Source organism: Actinophytocola gossypii (assembly GCF_025165815.1).
Taxonomy (GTDB): domain Bacteria; phylum Actinomycetota; class Actinomycetes; order Mycobacteriales; family Pseudonocardiaceae; genus Actinophytocola; species Actinophytocola gossypii.
In genome coordinates this window covers 83,403-99,668 of the sequence record NZ_JAFFZE010000025.1, presented here as the reverse complement: position 1 = coordinate 99,668, position 16,266 = coordinate 83,403, and the positions used below count along the sequence as shown (strand labels likewise).

The window sequence follows — 16,266 nt, the reverse complement described above, 5'->3', positions numbered from 1 at the left end:
GAAAGCGGCAGCCCACTCTCAGTACATTCTCAGCCACCGCCCCACCAACCCGTCACTCTCAGCGTCATCTCAGCTGCCATCCGGCAACCTCGACATCACCGGGAAGAAACACGGAGCTGAAACGAGGGGTACCACATGGAGACCAAGAAGACCGTGCTGTCGTTCGCGGCGGCCGGGACCGTCGCGGGCGTGGCCGGGCTGGTGCTGCTGGCCTCGCCGGCCGGCGCCGGGGAGGCGCCGCCCGAACTGCCGGCGATCAGCCCCGACGACCTGGTCGAGTCCGTGCTGAACACCGAGATCCCCGCGCTGTCCGGGTCGGTCGCGCTCGAGAACAACCTCGGCCTGCCGCTCCCCGGTATGCCGGGCTCCACCGACGGTGCCGAGATCCGCGTCTTCACCGACGGCGAGGGCAAGCACCGCGTCCAGCTGCCGGACAGCGGCACCGAGACCACGGTGATCGACGACGGCAAGACCGTCTGGGTGTGGAACTCCTCCGAGCGCAGCGTCACCAAGGTTCCGCACGGGGCCGACGGCAAGGCGCACGAGAAGCCGCTCGAGAGCCGCTTCGCCGACCCGGCCACCGCCGCCCGCGAGCTGGTCGACGCCATGCAGAAGGACAGCGAGGTCGACGTCGACGGCACCGCCAGGGTTGCCGACCGCCCGGTGTACCAGCTGGTCCTGACCCCGAAGCCCACCGAGCGCACCTTGCTGCGCGAGGTGCGGGTGTCGGTCGACTCCGAGACCAGGGTCCCGCTGCAGGTCGAGGTCCTGGCCAACGGCCAGGCCGAGCCCGCCGTCAAGGCCGGCTTCACCGAGTTCGCCGACGGCCCGCAGGACGCGAGCCTGTTCCAGTTCACCCCGCCCGAGGGCGCGACGGTCACCGAGCAGGACCCGAACGAGGAGTTCCGCGGCCAGGCCCCGAAGGACCTGTTCGGCGACCTCGACCTGAACACCTACGGCGAGGGCTGGGACACGGTACTCACCGCCACCATCCCGAACGACATGCTGACCATGCCCTTCGACGAGGCCCGCCCCGGCGGTGACCGAGGCGACCGCGGTGACCGTGGCGAGCGCGGCGGCTTCGCCAACGGCTCGGACAACCCGCTCGAGCTCCTCGGCACCCTCGGCAAGCAGGTCAGCGGCGACTTCGGCACCGGCTACGTGATCAGCGCCAACGTCGGCACCGCCCTCATCACCGAGGACGGCAAGGTCGCCATCGGCGCCGTCCCCGAGCAGGTCGTCATCGAAGCCGCCGAGCAGATGAAGTAGTCACCCAGGTCGGCTGTCCCCGCCCGGTCGGGCGGGGACAGCCACCGCCCAAGCAAAGGCGTCCTCCACCGCGAGCGAGCACGGGGAGAACGCGGGGGAGCGAAAACGCAGGGGAGCAGGGGGAGACGCACATGCGCATCAGCCCCGACCAACACCTCGCGCGATCGCGACTGGCCGTCGGTACGACAAGCCAACTGTCCAAGTTCGGGAGCTGGTCGGCGACCAGCACCAACTCCCCGCCCGCGCCGATGCGAATCGCCCGCCCCGGGCACGCATCCAGCTCCCGACCCGCTCCCGCGGCGTCTCGTCCCAGCCCACCGCTCGGCCCACCGCTCGGCGCTCTGGCCACCGCGCAGCACTCAGTTCACCGACCCAGTGCTCTGCCCACCGACCCAGTGCTCTGCCGACCGACCTGGTGCTATGTCCACCGACCTGGTGCTATGCCCACCGACTCAGTGCCCTACCCACCGACTCAGCGCTCAGCCCGGCGTGCAGCGCTCTATCGACGACGCAGTGCTCAAGTTCACCGGCCCAGTCTCGGCTCGGCGCGCAGTGCTCAGTTCACCGACTCAGTGCTCTGCCTACCGCGCAGCGGCCAGTTCACCGACTCAGTGCTCTGCCTACCGCGCAGCGGCCAGTTCACCGACTCAGTGCTCTGCTCATCGACAGTGCTCTGCTCATCGACAGCGCTCAGCTCACCGACCCAGTGCTCTGCCCACCGCGCAGCGCTCGGCCCACCGAGCCAGCGCTCAACCTGGCGCTCAACCCATGCCCGCAGCGAGCAGCCCACCTGCCCTCCGCGGACCTACGAGCCACAGGCAGGTCCGAGCAAGCCCAACGCGCCAGACGTCTCTCCGCCACCCCGACCTGCCGGCCAACCACCCACAGCGCGCACGTCCAAGAGCACCAACCCCGCGCAGCCACGATCGATGAACAAAGAAAGCACCCCAGCCCCGCCACAACAGCGAGCTCGGCCCGTCGCCGATGCTCCGGCCCCACCCACCCAGCGCCTGTGCACCGGCGGCGTACGGGTGAGACGATCCCCGATGGCGGAGCCGCCGGTCGACCAGCAAGAGCCCTGCCGACCCACGCCCGATCCACCTCCGGACGGCCGCCGCGCAGGACGTACCGTCAGACGCCGAGCGCTCGCCGGGTGCGAGCGGACCACGAGACCAGGAGGTGCGGCATGAACCAGCGAACCGCGCCGTCTCGGCACGGCGCCGGTACTCCCGACCTGGCCGGCACCCGCACGAACCCCGGTAGGACGGCCGCCGACCACCCGGCAGGCGCCCGATGAGCAAGGACATCGCCCAGCCCGACAGCTCCACGATGCTCGACGACTTCCCCCCGAGGACCGACACCAGCGCCGACCCCGTGGCCGCCCGCACCCGTGGTCTGCGCAAGGTCTACGGCAAGACCGTCGCCGTGGATCACGTCGATCTGGACGTGCCGGTCGGCGCGGTGCTGGGCATGCTGGGGCCCAACGGCTCCGGCAAGACGACCACGATCCGGATGCTCCTCGGCCTGGTGACCCCGACCGCGGGCTCGGTCGAACTGCTCGGCCACCTCATGCCGGGCGGCGCGAACTGGGCCCTGCCGGAGGTGGGCGCACTCGTCGAGGGCCCTGGCTTCCACCCGTTCCTCTCCGGCCGGGAGAACCTGTTCCGCTGCGCCGCCGCCGAGCCGAGGATGGTCACCTCCGACATCCCCCGCGCCGTCAACGACGCCCTGGAACGCGTCGGCCTCGCCTCGGCGGCCGGCCGCCGGTACCGGGGCTACTCGCTGGGCATGAAGCAGCGCCTCGGCCTGGCCGCCGCGCTGCTGCTGCCCCGCCGCCTGGTGGTCCTCGACGAGCCGACCAACGGCCTCGACCCGGCCGGTACCCGCGAGGTCCGTGCGGTGATCGCCGACCTGCACGCCGCCGGCACCACCGTCCTGGTGTCCTCCCACCTGCTCGCCGAGGTCGAGGCCACCTGCACGCACGTCGCCGTCATGCATCGCGGGTCGCTGGTGGCCCAGGGCGAGCTCCGCGAACTGCTGGAAGCGGGCAACGCCGGCCTCCTGGTGTCCACCCCGGACGTCCCGGTCGCCGTCGACGCCCTGCGCGACAACCGGATGCCGGCCCGCGCCACGCCGGACGGCGTGCACGTCGACCTGACCACCACCACCGCCCCCGAGGTCGTCGCGACCCTGGTCCGGTCGGGCGTCGCCGTGCACGAGGTCCGCCGGCAGCGCACCGGCCTGGAGGACCTCTTCGCCCGGCTCACCGAGGCGGAGAACACCACCGCCCGGCTGTCCGACGTCGCCGAACCCCAGCCCTCGACCGAGGACCCGACATGACCCCGACACGATGACCACGGTGCCCACGGCCGCGATGTCCGACGTGCGGACCACCACCCGCGCCACCGCCCCGCTGGGCCGGGTGCTCCGCTCCGAGCTCCGGTTCATCCTGCGCCGCCCCCGCACCCTCGTGGCGCTGGCCGCGCTCGCGTTCACTCCGGTGATCGCCGGCATCAGCGTCGCCATCGCCGCCGGGTCGATGAGCGGCGGCCGCCGGGACGACATCGCCGGCATCGCCATGCTGGTGGCCGACAACGGGCTGATCCTGCCGATCTTCGTCCTGCTGCTGGCGATGCCGATGATGCTGCCGCTGTGCGGTGCCATGTGGTCGGCCGACGCCCTCGCCGGCGAGGCATCGACCGGCGGCCTGCGCAACCTGCTGCTGGCCCCGGTGAGCCGACCCCGCCTGCTGGCCGTCAAGGCGTTCGGCGTCGCCGCGGTGTCCCTGCTCGCCGTGACGATCATGGCGGTCACCGCGATCCTCGCCGGCATCGTGCTGCTCGGCGGCGAGGGCATGCTCACGCTGTCCGGCTCCACCATGTCGGTCCCGGCCTCGCTCGGCCGGATCGCACTGCTGACGCTGCTGGTCACCATCCAGGTGTGGGCGGTGGCCGCGATCGCCCTGGCGATCTCGTCGACCACCGACCACCCGCTGATCGTCCTGGCGGCGACCACCGGCGGCATCGTCCTGTTCACCGTCCTCGGCGGGATCGACACCCTCTCCTGGCTGCACCCCGTCCTGCTCACCGACGGCTGGCTCGACATGGCCGATGTCGTCCGCGACCCCCTCCCGGCCGACGGCCTCGTCGAGAACGCCTTCCGCGCCACCTGCTACATCCTGATCGGCTACTCCCTGGCCCTGGCCCGCCTCACCACCCGCGACGGCTGACCACGGGCACCGCGTTCCGGCGACGATCGGCATACCGGCCCGTGGAGCGGGTCGGGACCTCACGCCGGCAGCAGGGCGACCCCGTCCTCGTCCATCGCCAGGCGCACCTCGGCGCCCACCGGCGGCGCGTCCCCCATCCCGGCCACCGCGTCCACCAGGCGCCCGTCCACCCGCACCCGAAGCCGCACGTGGTCCCGACGGTGCACCCGGTGCACCACCTCGCCGGGCACCCCCTCGTCGGCGGGCCGCAACGCCGTCGGACGCAGGCCCAGCCGCGCCCGCCCGTCGGCCGCCCACGGCAGGCGCACCTCGCCCAGCGCGCACCGAGCCACCCCACCCGCCACGGTCGCCGACAGCACCTCGCCGCAGCCCAGGAACCGCGCGGTGTCCTCGTCCACCGGCCGGCGCCACACCTCCGCCGGCTCGCCGACCTGGATGATCCGCCCCGCCCGCATCACCGCCACCCGGTCGGCCAGGGTGAACGCCTCGTCGTGGTCGTGGGTGACCACCAGCGCGGTGCTGCCGGTCGTCTCCAGCACCCGCGCCAGGTCCATCGCCAGCTGTTCGCGCAGCGCCCGGTCCAGCGCCGACAGCGGCTCGTCCAACAACAACAGCCGCGGCCGGGGAGCCAGCGCCCTCGCCAGTGCGACCCGTTGCTGCTCGCCGCCGGACAGCTCGTGCACCCGCCGCCGCTCGTACCCGGTGAGCCCGACCAGCTCCAGCAGCTCCGCCACCCGGTCCGTCCGAGGCTCGCCCCGCATCCGGAGTCCGAACTCCACGTTGCCGACCACGTCCCGGTGCGGAAACAGCTGCCCGTCCTGGAACACCAACCCGAACCCGCGCCGGTGCACCGGAACACCGGCCAGATCCACGTCGTCCCAGCACACCCGACCGGACGCCGGTTCCAGCCCCGCCACCGCCCGCAGCAGCGTCGACTTCCCGCACCCGGACGGCCCCAGCAGCGCCAGCACCTCACCGTCGGCCACCGCAAGGTCCACATCGGACACCGCGGCCACGGTTCCGTAGTGGACGGTCAGGCCGGAAACCGTCAGTGCCATCAGAACTCCACGACTCTCGACCGACCCACCGACTCCACCATCGCCACCGCGGCCACCGTCACCGCCACCAGCAGCGCGCACGCCGCGTACGCCATCTGGTTGTTCAGCTCCCCTGGCCGCGCCAGCAGTCGCGCCACCGCCACCGGCAGCGTCGCCGTGTCCGGCCGGGCCAGGAAGCTCGTCGCGCCGAACTCGCCCAGCGCCACCACGTACCCGAACGCGACCGCGGTCAGCAGCGACCGGCCGGCCACCGGCACGTCGACCTCCCGCCACACCCGCCACGGCGACGCGCCCAACGACGCCGCCGCCTGGCGCAGCCGCGTGTCGATCGACCGCAGCACCGGCAGCAGCATCCGGATCACCAGCGGCGTCACCACCAGCGCCTGCGCCAACGGCACCAGCGCCGGCGACGTCCGCAGGTCGCCGGGCAGCAGGTCCAACGTCACCAGGTACCCGAAGCCGACCGTCACCGCCGACACCCCGAGCGGCAGCATCAGCACCGTGTCCATCGTCTCCACCACGCCCCGCCGCGTCCGCCCGCGCGACAGCGACACCAGCACCACGCTCGCCAGCGTCCCCAGCACCACCGCCAGCACCGTCGCGTCCGTCGCCGCGCGCAGCGAGTTCGCCGCCGCCTCCCAACCGGACACCTGCAGCGACTCCTCGTGCCCGAACCCGGCCAGCGCCCGGTACCCGGCGAGCCCGCCGTCGAACGACCGCGCCACCAGCACCACGACCGGCACCAGCAGCAGCGTCACCACCGCGAGCGCGACCCCGACCACCGTCCAGGACAGCGCCCCGCGCGGCCGCCGCGCCACGCTCGCCCGGCCCCGCAGCCGCAGCGCCGATTCCCGCCGCCGCCGCGCCAGCGCCCCCACCGACAGCGCCGCCACCACCGCGACCAGCTGCACCAGCGACAACGCCGCCGCGCCGGACAGATCGAGCAGTTCCACCGTGCGCAGGTAGATCTCCGTCTCCAGCGTCCGGTACCGGGACCCGCCGAGGATCAGCACCACGCCGAAACTGGTGGCGCAGAACAGGAACACCACCGCCGCGGCCGACGTCAGGGCCGGCGCCAGCGCGGGCAGTGTGACCGACGTGAACGCCCGCAGCGGCGACGCACCCAGCGACCGGGCCGCGTCCGCCGCCCGGCCGTCCAGGTGCGACCACAGCCCGGCGACCGTGCGCGCCACCACCGCCACGTTGAAGAAGCTGTTGGCCAGCACGATCGCCAGCACCCCGCCGTCGGGCAGCAGCGTCCGGAACGCGAGCCCCACCACCACGGTCGGCAGCACGAACGGGACCAGGATCACCACCCGCACGAGACCCCGGCCCGGCACCGAGGTGCGCGCCAGCAGGTAGGCCACCGGCAGCCCGGCCAGCACCGCCAACGCGGTCGACGCCGCGGCCTGCCCGACGGTGAACGCCACCAGCTGCCAGGTGTCCGCCGACCCGAGGACCGCGAGCACGCCGCCCTCGCCGAACCCCAGCCGCACGATCGCGACCACCGGCCACACGAAGAAGACCGCGAGGAACCCCAGCGGGACCAGCGCGACCAGCAGCGGCCCGGACCGCGGGCTCAGCCCTGAACGAGTGCGCGCCACTCGTCGATCCACCGCTCCCGGTTCTCCGCGATCGTCGCCGGGTCCATCTCGGCGGGCGACTCCGGCAGCGGCGCCGCCGCCTGCCACGTCTCCGGCAGCTCCACGTCGGCGCGGCTCGGGTACACGTACATCTGCTCCGGCACCTGCGACTGGAACTCCGGCGACAGCAGGAAGTCGAGCACCGCGCGGGCGTCCTCGGTGTTCGCCGCGCCGCGCAGCACGCCGGCGTACTCGACCTGCCGGAAGCAGGTGTCCAGCGCGGCCTTCGTCGTCGGCGTGCCGTCCTCGGCGACCTCCGCGGCCGGCGACGAGGCGTAGGACACCACGATCGGCCGGGGGCCCTCGCCGGACGAGCCGGAGAACTCCTGGGTGTAGGCCTCCTCCCAGCCGGAGACCACCTGCACGCCGCGGCCGCGCAGCGCCATCCAGTACTCCCGCCACCCGTCGCCGAGCGAGGCGATCGTGCCGAGCAGGAACGCCAGGCCGGGGGAGGACGTCGCCGGGTCCTCGACCACCAGCATGTTCTGGTACTCGGCGCGGGTGAGGTCGGCGTAGTTGGCCGGCTCGGGCACGCCCTTCGCGGCCAGCGCGGCCGGGTCGATGTTGACGCACACGTCGCCGACGTCGACCGCGGTCAGCCGGTCCGTGTCGTCGACCGCGTACCGCTGCGGGCCCTCGGCGGCGGCCGGGCTGCGATAGGCCTCGAACACGTCCTCGTCGAGCGCCCGGGACGCGAACGTCGTGTCGATGCCGTAGGCGAGGTCGCCGACCGGGCTGTCCTTGGTGAGCACCAGCTGGTTGGTGAGCGCGCCCGCGTCACCGAGCTTGCGCACGTCGATGGTGATGCCGGACTCCTCGCGGAAGGCGGTGAGCACGTCCTCGCTCATCGCGAACGAGTCGTGGGTGACCAGCACCACGCGGCGCTCGCCGTCCTCCTCCGGTTCGCCCGAGGACAGCGTGCAGGCGGTGAGCGAAGCGACCAGGACGGCCCCGAGCAGCGGTTTCCGCATGACACTCCTCCTCCCTGCGCCGGCATGACCCGGATCAGGTTCGACGGTCGAGGGCTGCGCGCCCTCCTCTCAGCCCGGCGCGGCACCGGACTCCCGTGGTGAACAGCCACCTTACCGGTGCGTCGCGGAGGTGCACGCGTCACCATGGAGGCATGCCTGAACTCCTCACCGACGAAGACAAGGGAAAGGCGCTCGGTCGCCTCCGGCGCTGGCACCTGACCGACGGCTCGTTCGAGCGGACCGTCGAGCTGGGCAGTTTCCCGGAGGCCATCCAGGTCGTGAACCGGGTGGCCGAGATCGCCGAGAACAGCGATCACCACCCGGACATCGACATCCGCTGGCGCACCCTCACGTTCCGCTGCACGACTCATTCCGCCGGCGGCGTGACGCAGAACGACGTGACCCTGGCCGAGCAGATCGACGGTGTGCTCGAGGCGCTCGCGTAGTCAGGTCCGGAAGGGCCCGCGCACCTCGAACGTGACCCCGTCCTCGGACTGCCCGGACGGGCCGCGCTGGGACGAGAAGTACAGCCGCGTGCCGTCCGGGCTGAATGCCGGCCCGGTGATCTCGGAGTTCTCGTGCCCCTCGACCCGCACGAACGGCGCCACGATCCCGTCCGGCGTGATCAGGCAGATCTCCAGGTTGTCACCGTCCTCGGCGACGAACAGGTCGCCACTGGCCGCGCCGGTCACGTTGTCCACGCCGGCCAGCGGGCTGTCGTCGTCGTAGGTGAGGCCGATGGTGCCGGCGTCCGCGTCGTAGGCCCAGACCCGGTTGTCACCCTTGGTGGTGAACCAGCACGTGCCGGCGGCGTAGTAGCAGCCCTCACCGCCGTCGAACGGCTTCGCGCCGTCGACCTGGTGCCGGGTGTCCTCGTCGGCCGCGGACGGGTCGGGCACCCGGGCCCAGGTGACCGCTCCGCTGGTCTGGCCCGGCTCGCCGATCAGGATCTCCAACGTCCCGGCCGACAGATCCGGCCAGTTCGACGGAGTGAACCGATAGAACCCCCCGTCCGGCACGTCCTCGGTGAGGTACACGACCCGCCGGTCGGCGTCCACCGCGCACGCCTCGTGCTTGAACACCCCCATGGCGGGCCGCACGATCGGATCGGCGACCCCGAACGGATCGGTCTCGTACACCTCGCCCCGGTCGACCTCTTCACAGGACAGCCAGGTCCCCCACGGCGTGGCGCCCCCCGCACAGTTCACGTCGGTGCCGTCCAGGATCCGGTAGGCGTCCACAACGGACCCATCGCCGGCGAACCGTATCGCCCCCACGCCGCCGGTCGAGGGAACCTCGCTGTTGGACACGTAAACCCAACCGCCCCCGTCGGCCGCCGCGAAGCACGCACCGCCGTCCGGCGCCGGATGCCAGACGTAGTCCGAGGCCCCCACCCGCCGCCCACTCTCGGCGACGATCCGCCCGGTGAAGCCATCGGGAAGGCGGAGCCCGTTGCCGTCCGCCGGAAGCAGCGGCCCGTACGGCCCGTCACCCGGGTCGGCCGCCGCCGAGAACGCGTTCAGCCAGGAGGCCCCACCGAACGCCGCCGCCGCGGTCCCGACCACGGACACCCGAAGAAAGCTCCGTCGCTCCATACCCAGCAACGTAACGCGACCACTCGGCAGCGAACAGCGACCATCGACGTAGTACGAACGGAGCAGCGCCCACTCGCGCCATCCGTGCCCCGAGTTGTCCACAGCCCACGCCGACCAGCCCTTTCCCACCCCAACAACCGATAGGATGGCCCTGAGGGGTGCCCCCGGAGAGGGCGGGGGATGCCCTTGACGTGTACGCGCGAGGCGAGAAAGTGCTGGTCAGTCCTCGGAACCCGTAGCACGACAGTTGTGCGCTTTGCGCTGGTGGATGCGGGTGTGGGGTTTCGGGAAGCGGCTCGTCGGGTGGGTGTGGGTCATCGGTTGACCAAGCGGTGGCGCGCCGCAGGCGGGGGATGTCCTTGACGTGTGCGCGCGAGCCGAGAAAGTGCTGGTCAGTCCTCGGAGGCGGTGAGCACTACCGTTGTCAGTGGTTCGAGGCGGGGCGCGTCTCGGCCGCCCTCGGCGCGTTCGACCACCATCTCCGCGTGTCTGCCGTTCGTGCGCAATGCCGCGATCGCGTTGCCGAAGTACGGTCCGGACACCTTCGCCCAGTCCACCGGCATCGGGTCGATGTGCGGTGAGCGGAGCATCAGCCACCGGAACACCGCCGCCAGCGGCTTCCACCACGCCAGCGTGAAGAACGGCCGCAGCACCCGCTGCACCTTGTTGTGCACCGGCGAGCACGTCAGCTGGAACACGGCCGCGTTCACCTTCTCCGGGAAGCTCGCCCGCGCCGCGTACACATGATGCACATCCCCCGACAGCACGCACACCGTCGCCGCGTTGCCCTGGGCGATGCGCAGGATCAGCCGCGACAACCGGTCTGACGACGCCCGGAACGCAGGCCAGTGCTCCAGATCGCTGGCCTGCCGGAACTTCTCCGCCAGCCGCCCCCGCCACCCCGGCCGCCGGCACGCCACCTCGTTCATCGACTGGATGTGGCTGATCGCGTGCGGCATCAGCCACGGCAGGGACGAACCGATCAACAAATGGTCGTAGTTCCCGTCCGCGTGCTGCTCGATCCACTCGAACTCGCTGTCGCTGACCATCGAGCGCGCGCCGCCGCTGAGGATCCGGCCCGAGCGGGTGTCGATCACCAGCAGCCGCACGTTGCCGAAGTCGCGCCGGTAGCTCCACCGGGTGCCCTTGCGGCCGTTGACCTCCTTGGTCGCCCGGTCGGCGAAGTCACGCAGCACCTCCGCCGCGTCGCCGTCCCGGCCGACCGCCAGCACCTTGTCGTAGATCTCCTCCTCGGCCAGCTCGGCCGGGGCGAGGTTGCCGATGTGCTGGTAGATCCAGTACGTCGCCAGCGCGCCCCGCTCGCGGTCCTGCCACCAGTCGGTCGCCGCCATCTCGTCGCGCCAGGTCTGGGAGGTGTTCCAGTCGTCGCGGACGTCGTGGTCGTCGAAGATCATCGACGTCGGCACGGTCGAGGTCAGCCAGCGGAACAGCGGCGCCGACCACGACTCGTGGTAAAGCCGGGTGTACTCCTCGAAGTCGGTCACCTCGTGCCCGGGCGCCTGCTTCAGGTCCCGTCGCCTGGCGATCCACTCGCGGGTGGCCTTGCTGGTGTCGTCGGCGTACACCTGGTCACCGACCAGCAGCAGCGAGTCCGGCCACTCGCGCTCGTCCTCGTCGAACATCCGTCGTGCGTACGCGGCGAGCGCGTCGGTGCCCATCTTGCGCTGCTCGGCCGGGTCGTCGGTGTCCGGCATCCGACAGGAGCCGAACAGCATCAGGAACCTCGGGTCGCCGCCCTCGGGGAACGTGCGGATCCGGCTCGGCGGAAATCCGGGCACCGGCCACACCGTCTCGTCGTCGAGCGACACCTCGTACGGGGTGCTGGTGCCCGGTTCGAGCCCGGTGACCGGCACGAGCGCGTAGTGGTGCCCGGCGACGGTGAACGTGTGCGCGGACGCGTCCGCCACCCGCACCGTGCACGGCCGGTCGGTCTCCACCCACACGGTCGCGGACCTCGTGCCGACGTGTCTGAGCATGGGCCCGAGTATCAGCTCCGGCATGGAACCAGCTCCTTCACAGACGAGTGATCACGCGTCGAGGTACTTGCGCAGGACGTGGGCGAGCAGGGCGGTGCAGTCCTCGTACTGGGAGAACACCTGGCGGGAGACCTTGTCCGCGACCACCCACGCGCCCGCGGCCAGGCCGAACAGGTCGCCGTTGGCCTCACCGATCCAGGTGCCGCCGCTGTCGGCCAGCCGCTCGTTGGACTCGGCGAGCCCGGCGACGAACAGGCCGCCGGTCGTGCGGCCGTCCTGGGTGGCGTAGAGCACCGCGCCGTTGAAGTCCAGGCCGTCGGTGCGGGCGAGCAGGTCGCGGTGCCCGGCGGGCAGGGCCACCCCGGTACGCGTACGGAACCACGTGCCTGCGCGGGCCAGCGCGTTCGGCGCGGCCGGCTTGTTCAGGTCCCAGCCGTGCTCGGCCACCTCGTCGAGCAGCCGGTCGAGCTGTTCGGTCACACAGGGCTCCTTCGACTTCTCCGCCCGCTTCTTCGCCCGTTCGGCGCTAGCGGCTTGGGTCACCGCGTGCCACGTTCTGCGTTGGTCCGGTCGTCCAGCTGGGAGCGGTCATGAAGCGGTCGGTGTTGCCAGTCCTCACGGCGCTGGTCATGGCGCTCGTCGCCTCGCTCGTCGTCATCGTGCCGAGCGCTGCCGCGGCACCGCCACGATCCACGCCCCGATGTGACCCGATCGACCCGGCGGCCTGCCTGCTGCCGTTCCCGAACGACTTCTTCACGGTCCCCGACCGGTCCACGCCGACCGGTCGCCGGGTGAGTCTGGCCCCCGAGATGATGCCGCGCAACGTCGGCGGGGTGCCGATCGACCCGGCGGAGTGGAACCGCAACGACGGGTTCTCACCCGGATCCATGCTGCTCGCGGCCGTGCCGGGGGTCGACCTGGCCGAGACCGGAGTGGCGCCGATCACGGACATCGGCGCGTCGCTGCGCCGCGACGCCCCGGTCGTGCTGCTGGACGCGACCACCGGCCGCCGGCACCCGTACTGGGTGGAGCTGGACTCGCGCGCCACCGACCCGGACCGCCAGGCCATGATCATCCGCCCGGCGCGGAACCTGGTCGAGGGCCACCGCTACATCGTCGCCCTGCGCGACCTCCGCGACGCCGAGGGCCGGGAGATCCCGGCCGGACCGGCGTTCGAGCGGATGCTGCGCTGGCTGCCGCCACGCGATCCGGCGCTGCGGGCCAGGTGGTTCCAGCTGCGCCCGGCCATGATCCAGCTGTGGCGCTCCGGCGTCCGCCCGCACGACCTGTACCTGGCCTGGGACTTCACCGTGGCCAGCACCAGGAGCCTGACCGAACGCGCGCTGCACCTGCGCGACGAGGCGTTCGCCGACCTGGGGCGGGCGGCACCGAAGGTCACCGTGACCGGTGTCGAGAACCCGACCCCGGAGCAGGACCCGTCGTTCGCGCGCAAGGTCGTCGGCACGATCGAGGTGCCGAAGTACCTGGACACGCCGGCCGGCGGTCCCGGCTCGCGGCTGGCGTACGGGCCGGACGGCAGACCCGAGGCCGACGGGGTGTACCGGGCGACCTTCCAGTGCAACGTCCCGCGCAGCGCGTTCGCCGAGGGCGCGGCGAAACCGCTGCTGTGGGGGCACGGGCTGTTCGGCGACCACACCGCGGTGAACGGGCTCGGTGCCACGGCCAACGAGAGCAACTCGATGCCGTGCGGGGCGAGCTGGCTCGGCATGTCGCGCGAGGACGTGCCGTTCCTGGTCACCACGCTCGGTGACCTGTCGGCGTTCCCCGCGACCCCGGACCGGATGCAGCAGGCGTATCTGAACATGCTGTTCCTCGGCCGGGCGATGATCCACCCGGGCGGGCTGGCCGCGCTGCCGGAGTTCCGGGTCGACGGGCGCCCGCTGATCGACGTCCGGGCCGGGCTCGGCTACGCCGGCGCGAGCCTCGGCGGCATCCAGGGCACCGCGCTGACCGCGCTCGCGCAGGACTTCACCCGCTCGGTGCTGGTCGTGCCGGCGACGAACTTCTCCACGATGCTCAACCGCGCGTCGCCGTTCGCGGCCCTGCAGCCGATCCTGGACCAGGCCTACCCGGACCGGCTCGACCAGCAGGTGGCGTTCGCGCTGATGCAGATGCTGTGGGACCGGGGCGAGGGCAACGGCTACGTCCGGCACGTCACCCGCGACCCGCTGCCGCGCACCCCGGCCAAGCGGGTGCTGCTGCACCTGGCGTTCGGCGACCACCAGGTGGCGAACGTGGCCACCGAGACCGAGGCGCGCACGCTCGGGGTCCGGGTGGTCCGCCCGACGCTCGCGCCCGGCCGCGACCCGGCCGTCGAGCCGCAGTGGGGTCTGCGGGCGGTGCCGAGGTTCCCGTACCGGGGCTCGGCGCTGGTGGTGTGGGACTCCGGAACGCCGGCGCCGCCACTGGGCAACGTGCCGCCGACCGCCGGTCATGACCCGCACGGCGACCCCGGGAACACCCCCGCGGCCCGGGCGCAGGCGGCACACTTCCTCGCCACCGGGGAGGTGATCGACACGTGCGGCCGAGCGCCCTGCGTGGCGATCCCCCGGGGCTGAGTTGTGGGCGTGCCCCAATAGGGTGTCGCTCGCCCGAGTCTCCCCCCGCAGAAGGAGCGGCGCCGCGATGACCGAGGTTCTCGAGCTCCGGCAGTACACCCTGCACCCCGGTCGGCGCGAGGAGCTGATCGAGTTGTTCGACCGGGAGTTCGTGGAGAGCCAGGAGGAACTGGGGATCAGCCTGTACGGCCAGTTCCGCGACCTCGACGACGAGGAACGGTTCGTGTGGCTGCGCGGTTTCGCCGACCTGCCGGCGCGGGCGGAAGCGCTGGCCGCCTTCTACGGCGGCCCGGTCTGGGCCGCGCACCGCGACGCGGCCAACGCCACGATGGCCGACTCCGACGACGTGCTCCTGCTCCGACCGGCCGCCCCGGACTCCGGCTTCGACCTCGCCGCCGGCACCCGCCCACCGGCCGGCGCCGAGCCACCCGGCTCGCTGGTGACGGTGACCCTGTACCACCTGCCACCGGGCAACGGGTCGGCCGACGGTTTCGCCGAGTTCTTCCTCGACGACGTCCGCCCGCTGCTGGCCGAGACGGGCGCCGAGCCGCTGGCGTGCCTGCGTACCGAGCCGGCGGAGAACAACTTCCCGGCGCTGCCGGTGCGGACCGGGGAGAACGTGTTCGCCTGGGTGGCCGCGTTCGCCGACCAGGACGCGCACCTGGAGCACGTCCGCCTGCTCGGCCGCTCCACGAGGTGGACGCACGACCTGTTGCCGCTGCTCACCAAGCACCTGGCCCGTCCGCCGGAGCAGCTGCACCTGAACCCCACCGGTCGTTCGCTGGTGCGGTAGTAACGCGAAGGCCCTTCGACGCGACCCCCGTGCCAAGTGCATCGGAGGTGGGCCCGGTGGAGCCGCAGATGATTTGGGACGTTCCGGTCGTGGACGGGTTGGATCGCCAGCGCAGCCTGGTGGTCACGGTGTCGGATGGGCGAGTGGCCGTGCTCCCGCCGCCCGGCGAGGGCTTCTACCTGCCCCCGCAGTCGATCTGGCAGTTGCACGAGGCGATCCGGGCGGCGGCGCTGGTGGCCGCGGGGATGGACCGCACGCCGCCGGAGACGGCCCGAGCGGCGAGATGAAAACCGCAATTTGCGAATTCGGCGTACGTCCGTTCGGTGGATTCTCTTGTCGTCGTGCTTTCCGGTAGAAAAGGTGAGCTGGCGTGTCCAGAAGGCGGCACGCCGACCCGGGAGAGCCGAATGGGCGCGGAGCGAGCGGTCGAGTGGCGTACGCGCGTGTGGGGTAGCGTGGCGCACTTCCAGCGCCGCTACGAGCTGCGCGTGATCACCGGTACCGCCACCGAGCGCACGCCGCGCCGGGGCGACCTCCACGTGGTGCCCGCCTGCGACACACCCGCCGAGGGGTGGCGCTGAACGCACCCGGAGCGTGTTGAGGAAGGGCGTGCGCCTGCCGAACCAGGACGACACCCCGCGGAAGCACGGCCCTGGCCCGACCAGCCTCATGCTTCCGAGGCGTCGCGGTCCTCAGGCCGGAGCACCCGATCCGTCGGGCGGCCGGGCAACAGGGCTCGAGCGATCTCCTGTCGGGCCGCCTCAGGCTCCTCGTCCTCGTACAGGTCGGTGAGCAGGGACCGCACGAGCCCCTCGAAGTCCGGAAAGGTCCGCCACGGTTCGTCCTCCTCGGCATCCCATTCGAGGAACGTGCCGTCGTCGCAGGCGAACGCGGTCGTCGTTCCACATGCCCAGAGCGGAGTGAGGTCGGTCCGCCCGGATTCCGTGATGACCGACCACGCCGGATCCCCGATCGGCTCCGCCCGGTACGAGAGGGCCGGATGAACCGCGTCGCCGCCGTCGACGGCCACCCGGGCGACGGTCTCCGGTAGACCCAGCGCGTGGATCCTGGCCCTCGGGTTCGGCTGAGCGTGTTCCATGGCCGCCATCATGCAACCGACCGCTCGCGGTGC

At 72.2% G+C, this 16,266-nt stretch carries 15 protein-coding genes and 1 riboswitch; of the genes, 8 read left to right on the top strand and 7 right to left on the bottom strand.

What is annotated here, in order from left to right; translation table 11 throughout:
• Positions 1-135: 135 nt before the first annotated feature.
• The 3 genes from JT362_RS30785 to JT362_RS30775 all read left to right on the top strand — a co-directional run bounded on the left by JT362_RS30785 (position 136) and on the right by JT362_RS30775 (position 4,498).
• The gene (locus JT362_RS30785; protein ID WP_260195356.1) at positions 136-1,269 is read left to right on the top strand and encodes a LolA family protein; all 1,134 of its coding nucleotides are present in this window, start codon (positions 136-138) and stop codon (positions 1,267-1,269) included.
• A gap of 1,329 nt (positions 1,270-2,598) precedes the next feature.
• The gene (locus tag JT362_RS30780; RefSeq protein WP_260195430.1) at positions 2,599-3,609 is read left to right on the top strand and encodes an ABC transporter ATP-binding protein; all 1,011 of its coding nucleotides are present in this window, start codon (positions 2,599-2,601) and stop codon (positions 3,607-3,609) included.
• Between the two features lie 10 nt (positions 3,610-3,619).
• On the top strand, positions 3,620-4,498 hold the full coding sequence (locus JT362_RS30775; protein ID WP_260195355.1) for an ABC transporter permease: 879 nt from the start codon (positions 3,620-3,622) through the stop codon (positions 4,496-4,498).
• Positions 4,499-4,557: 59 nt separating this feature from the next.
• Here the strand turns inward: JT362_RS30775 and JT362_RS30770 are convergent, their stop codons facing one another.
• From JT362_RS30770 to JT362_RS30760, 3 genes are all read right to left on the bottom strand, one after another.
• Positions 4,558-5,556, bottom strand: coding sequence for an ABC transporter ATP-binding protein (locus JT362_RS30770; protein ID WP_260195354.1), 999 nt, complete (start codon positions 5,554-5,556; stop codon positions 4,558-4,560).
• Positions 5,556-7,160 carry an ABC transporter permease gene (locus tag JT362_RS30765; RefSeq protein WP_375546583.1) on the bottom strand — a complete coding sequence of 535 codons (1,605 nt, stop codon included), beginning with the start codon at positions 7,158-7,160 and terminating at the stop codon, positions 5,556-5,558. The genes JT362_RS30770 and JT362_RS30765 overlap by 1 nt, the downstream gene beginning before the upstream one ends.
• Positions 7,136-8,170 (bottom strand): thiamine ABC transporter substrate-binding protein, encoded by a 1,035-nt coding sequence (locus JT362_RS30760; RefSeq protein WP_260195353.1) that lies wholly within the window; start codon positions 8,168-8,170, stop codon positions 7,136-7,138. The genes JT362_RS30765 and JT362_RS30760 overlap by 25 nt, the downstream gene beginning before the upstream one ends.
• A riboswitch (TPP riboswitch) is annotated at positions 8,165-8,277 on the bottom strand. It overlaps the preceding gene by 6 nt.
• A gap of 45 nt (positions 8,278-8,322) precedes the next feature.
• On the opposite strand from JT362_RS30760, the gene JT362_RS30755 reads away from it, so the two are divergent.
• A complete protein-coding gene (locus JT362_RS30755) occupies positions 8,323-8,616 on the top strand; it encodes a 4a-hydroxytetrahydrobiopterin dehydratase (RefSeq protein WP_260195352.1) in 294 nt (97 codons plus the stop codon).
• Here the strand turns inward: JT362_RS30755 and JT362_RS30750 are convergent, their stop codons facing one another.
• The 3 genes from JT362_RS30750 to JT362_RS30740 form a co-directional block, all read right to left on the bottom strand.
• Positions 8,617-9,765 (bottom strand): alkaline phosphatase PhoX, encoded by a 1,149-nt coding sequence (locus JT362_RS30750; protein ID WP_260195351.1) that lies wholly within the window; start codon positions 9,763-9,765, stop codon positions 8,617-8,619.
• A gap of 392 nt (positions 9,766-10,157) precedes the next feature.
• The gene (locus JT362_RS30745) at positions 10,158-11,786 is read right to left on the bottom strand and encodes an alkaline phosphatase D family protein (RefSeq protein ID WP_260195350.1); all 1,629 of its coding nucleotides are present in this window, start codon (positions 11,784-11,786) and stop codon (positions 10,158-10,160) included.
• 27 nt (positions 11,787-11,813) lie between these two features.
• Entirely contained in the window at positions 11,814-12,242 is a 429-nt protein-coding gene (locus tag JT362_RS30740; protein ID WP_260195349.1) for a hypothetical protein, read from the bottom strand.
• Positions 12,243-12,352: 110 nt separating this feature from the next.
• On the opposite strand from JT362_RS30740, the gene JT362_RS30735 reads away from it, so the two are divergent.
• From JT362_RS30735 to JT362_RS30720, 4 genes are all read left to right on the top strand, one after another.
• Positions 12,353-14,341: a hypothetical protein gene (locus tag JT362_RS30735; protein WP_260195348.1), complete on the top strand. Its 1,989-nt coding sequence runs from the start codon at positions 12,353-12,355 to the stop codon at positions 14,339-14,341.
• Positions 14,342-14,408: 67 nt separating this feature from the next.
• Positions 14,409-15,134, top strand: a complete 726-nt coding sequence (locus JT362_RS30730; protein ID WP_260195347.1) for an NIPSNAP family protein — start codon at positions 14,409-14,411, stop codon at positions 15,132-15,134.
• 68 nt (positions 15,135-15,202) lie between these two features.
• Positions 15,203-15,421: a hypothetical protein gene (locus tag JT362_RS30725; protein WP_260195346.1), complete on the top strand. Its 219-nt coding sequence runs from the start codon at positions 15,203-15,205 to the stop codon at positions 15,419-15,421.
• Between the two features lie 120 nt (positions 15,422-15,541).
• Positions 15,542-15,715, top strand: a complete 174-nt coding sequence (locus tag JT362_RS30720; protein WP_260195345.1) for a hypothetical protein — start codon at positions 15,542-15,544, stop codon at positions 15,713-15,715.
• 86 nt (positions 15,716-15,801) lie between these two features.
• Here the strand turns inward: JT362_RS30720 and JT362_RS30715 are convergent, their stop codons facing one another.
• Positions 15,802-16,233, bottom strand: coding sequence for a hypothetical protein (locus JT362_RS30715; protein WP_260195344.1), 432 nt, complete (start codon positions 16,231-16,233; stop codon positions 15,802-15,804).
• Positions 16,234-16,266 lie beyond the last annotated feature (33 nt).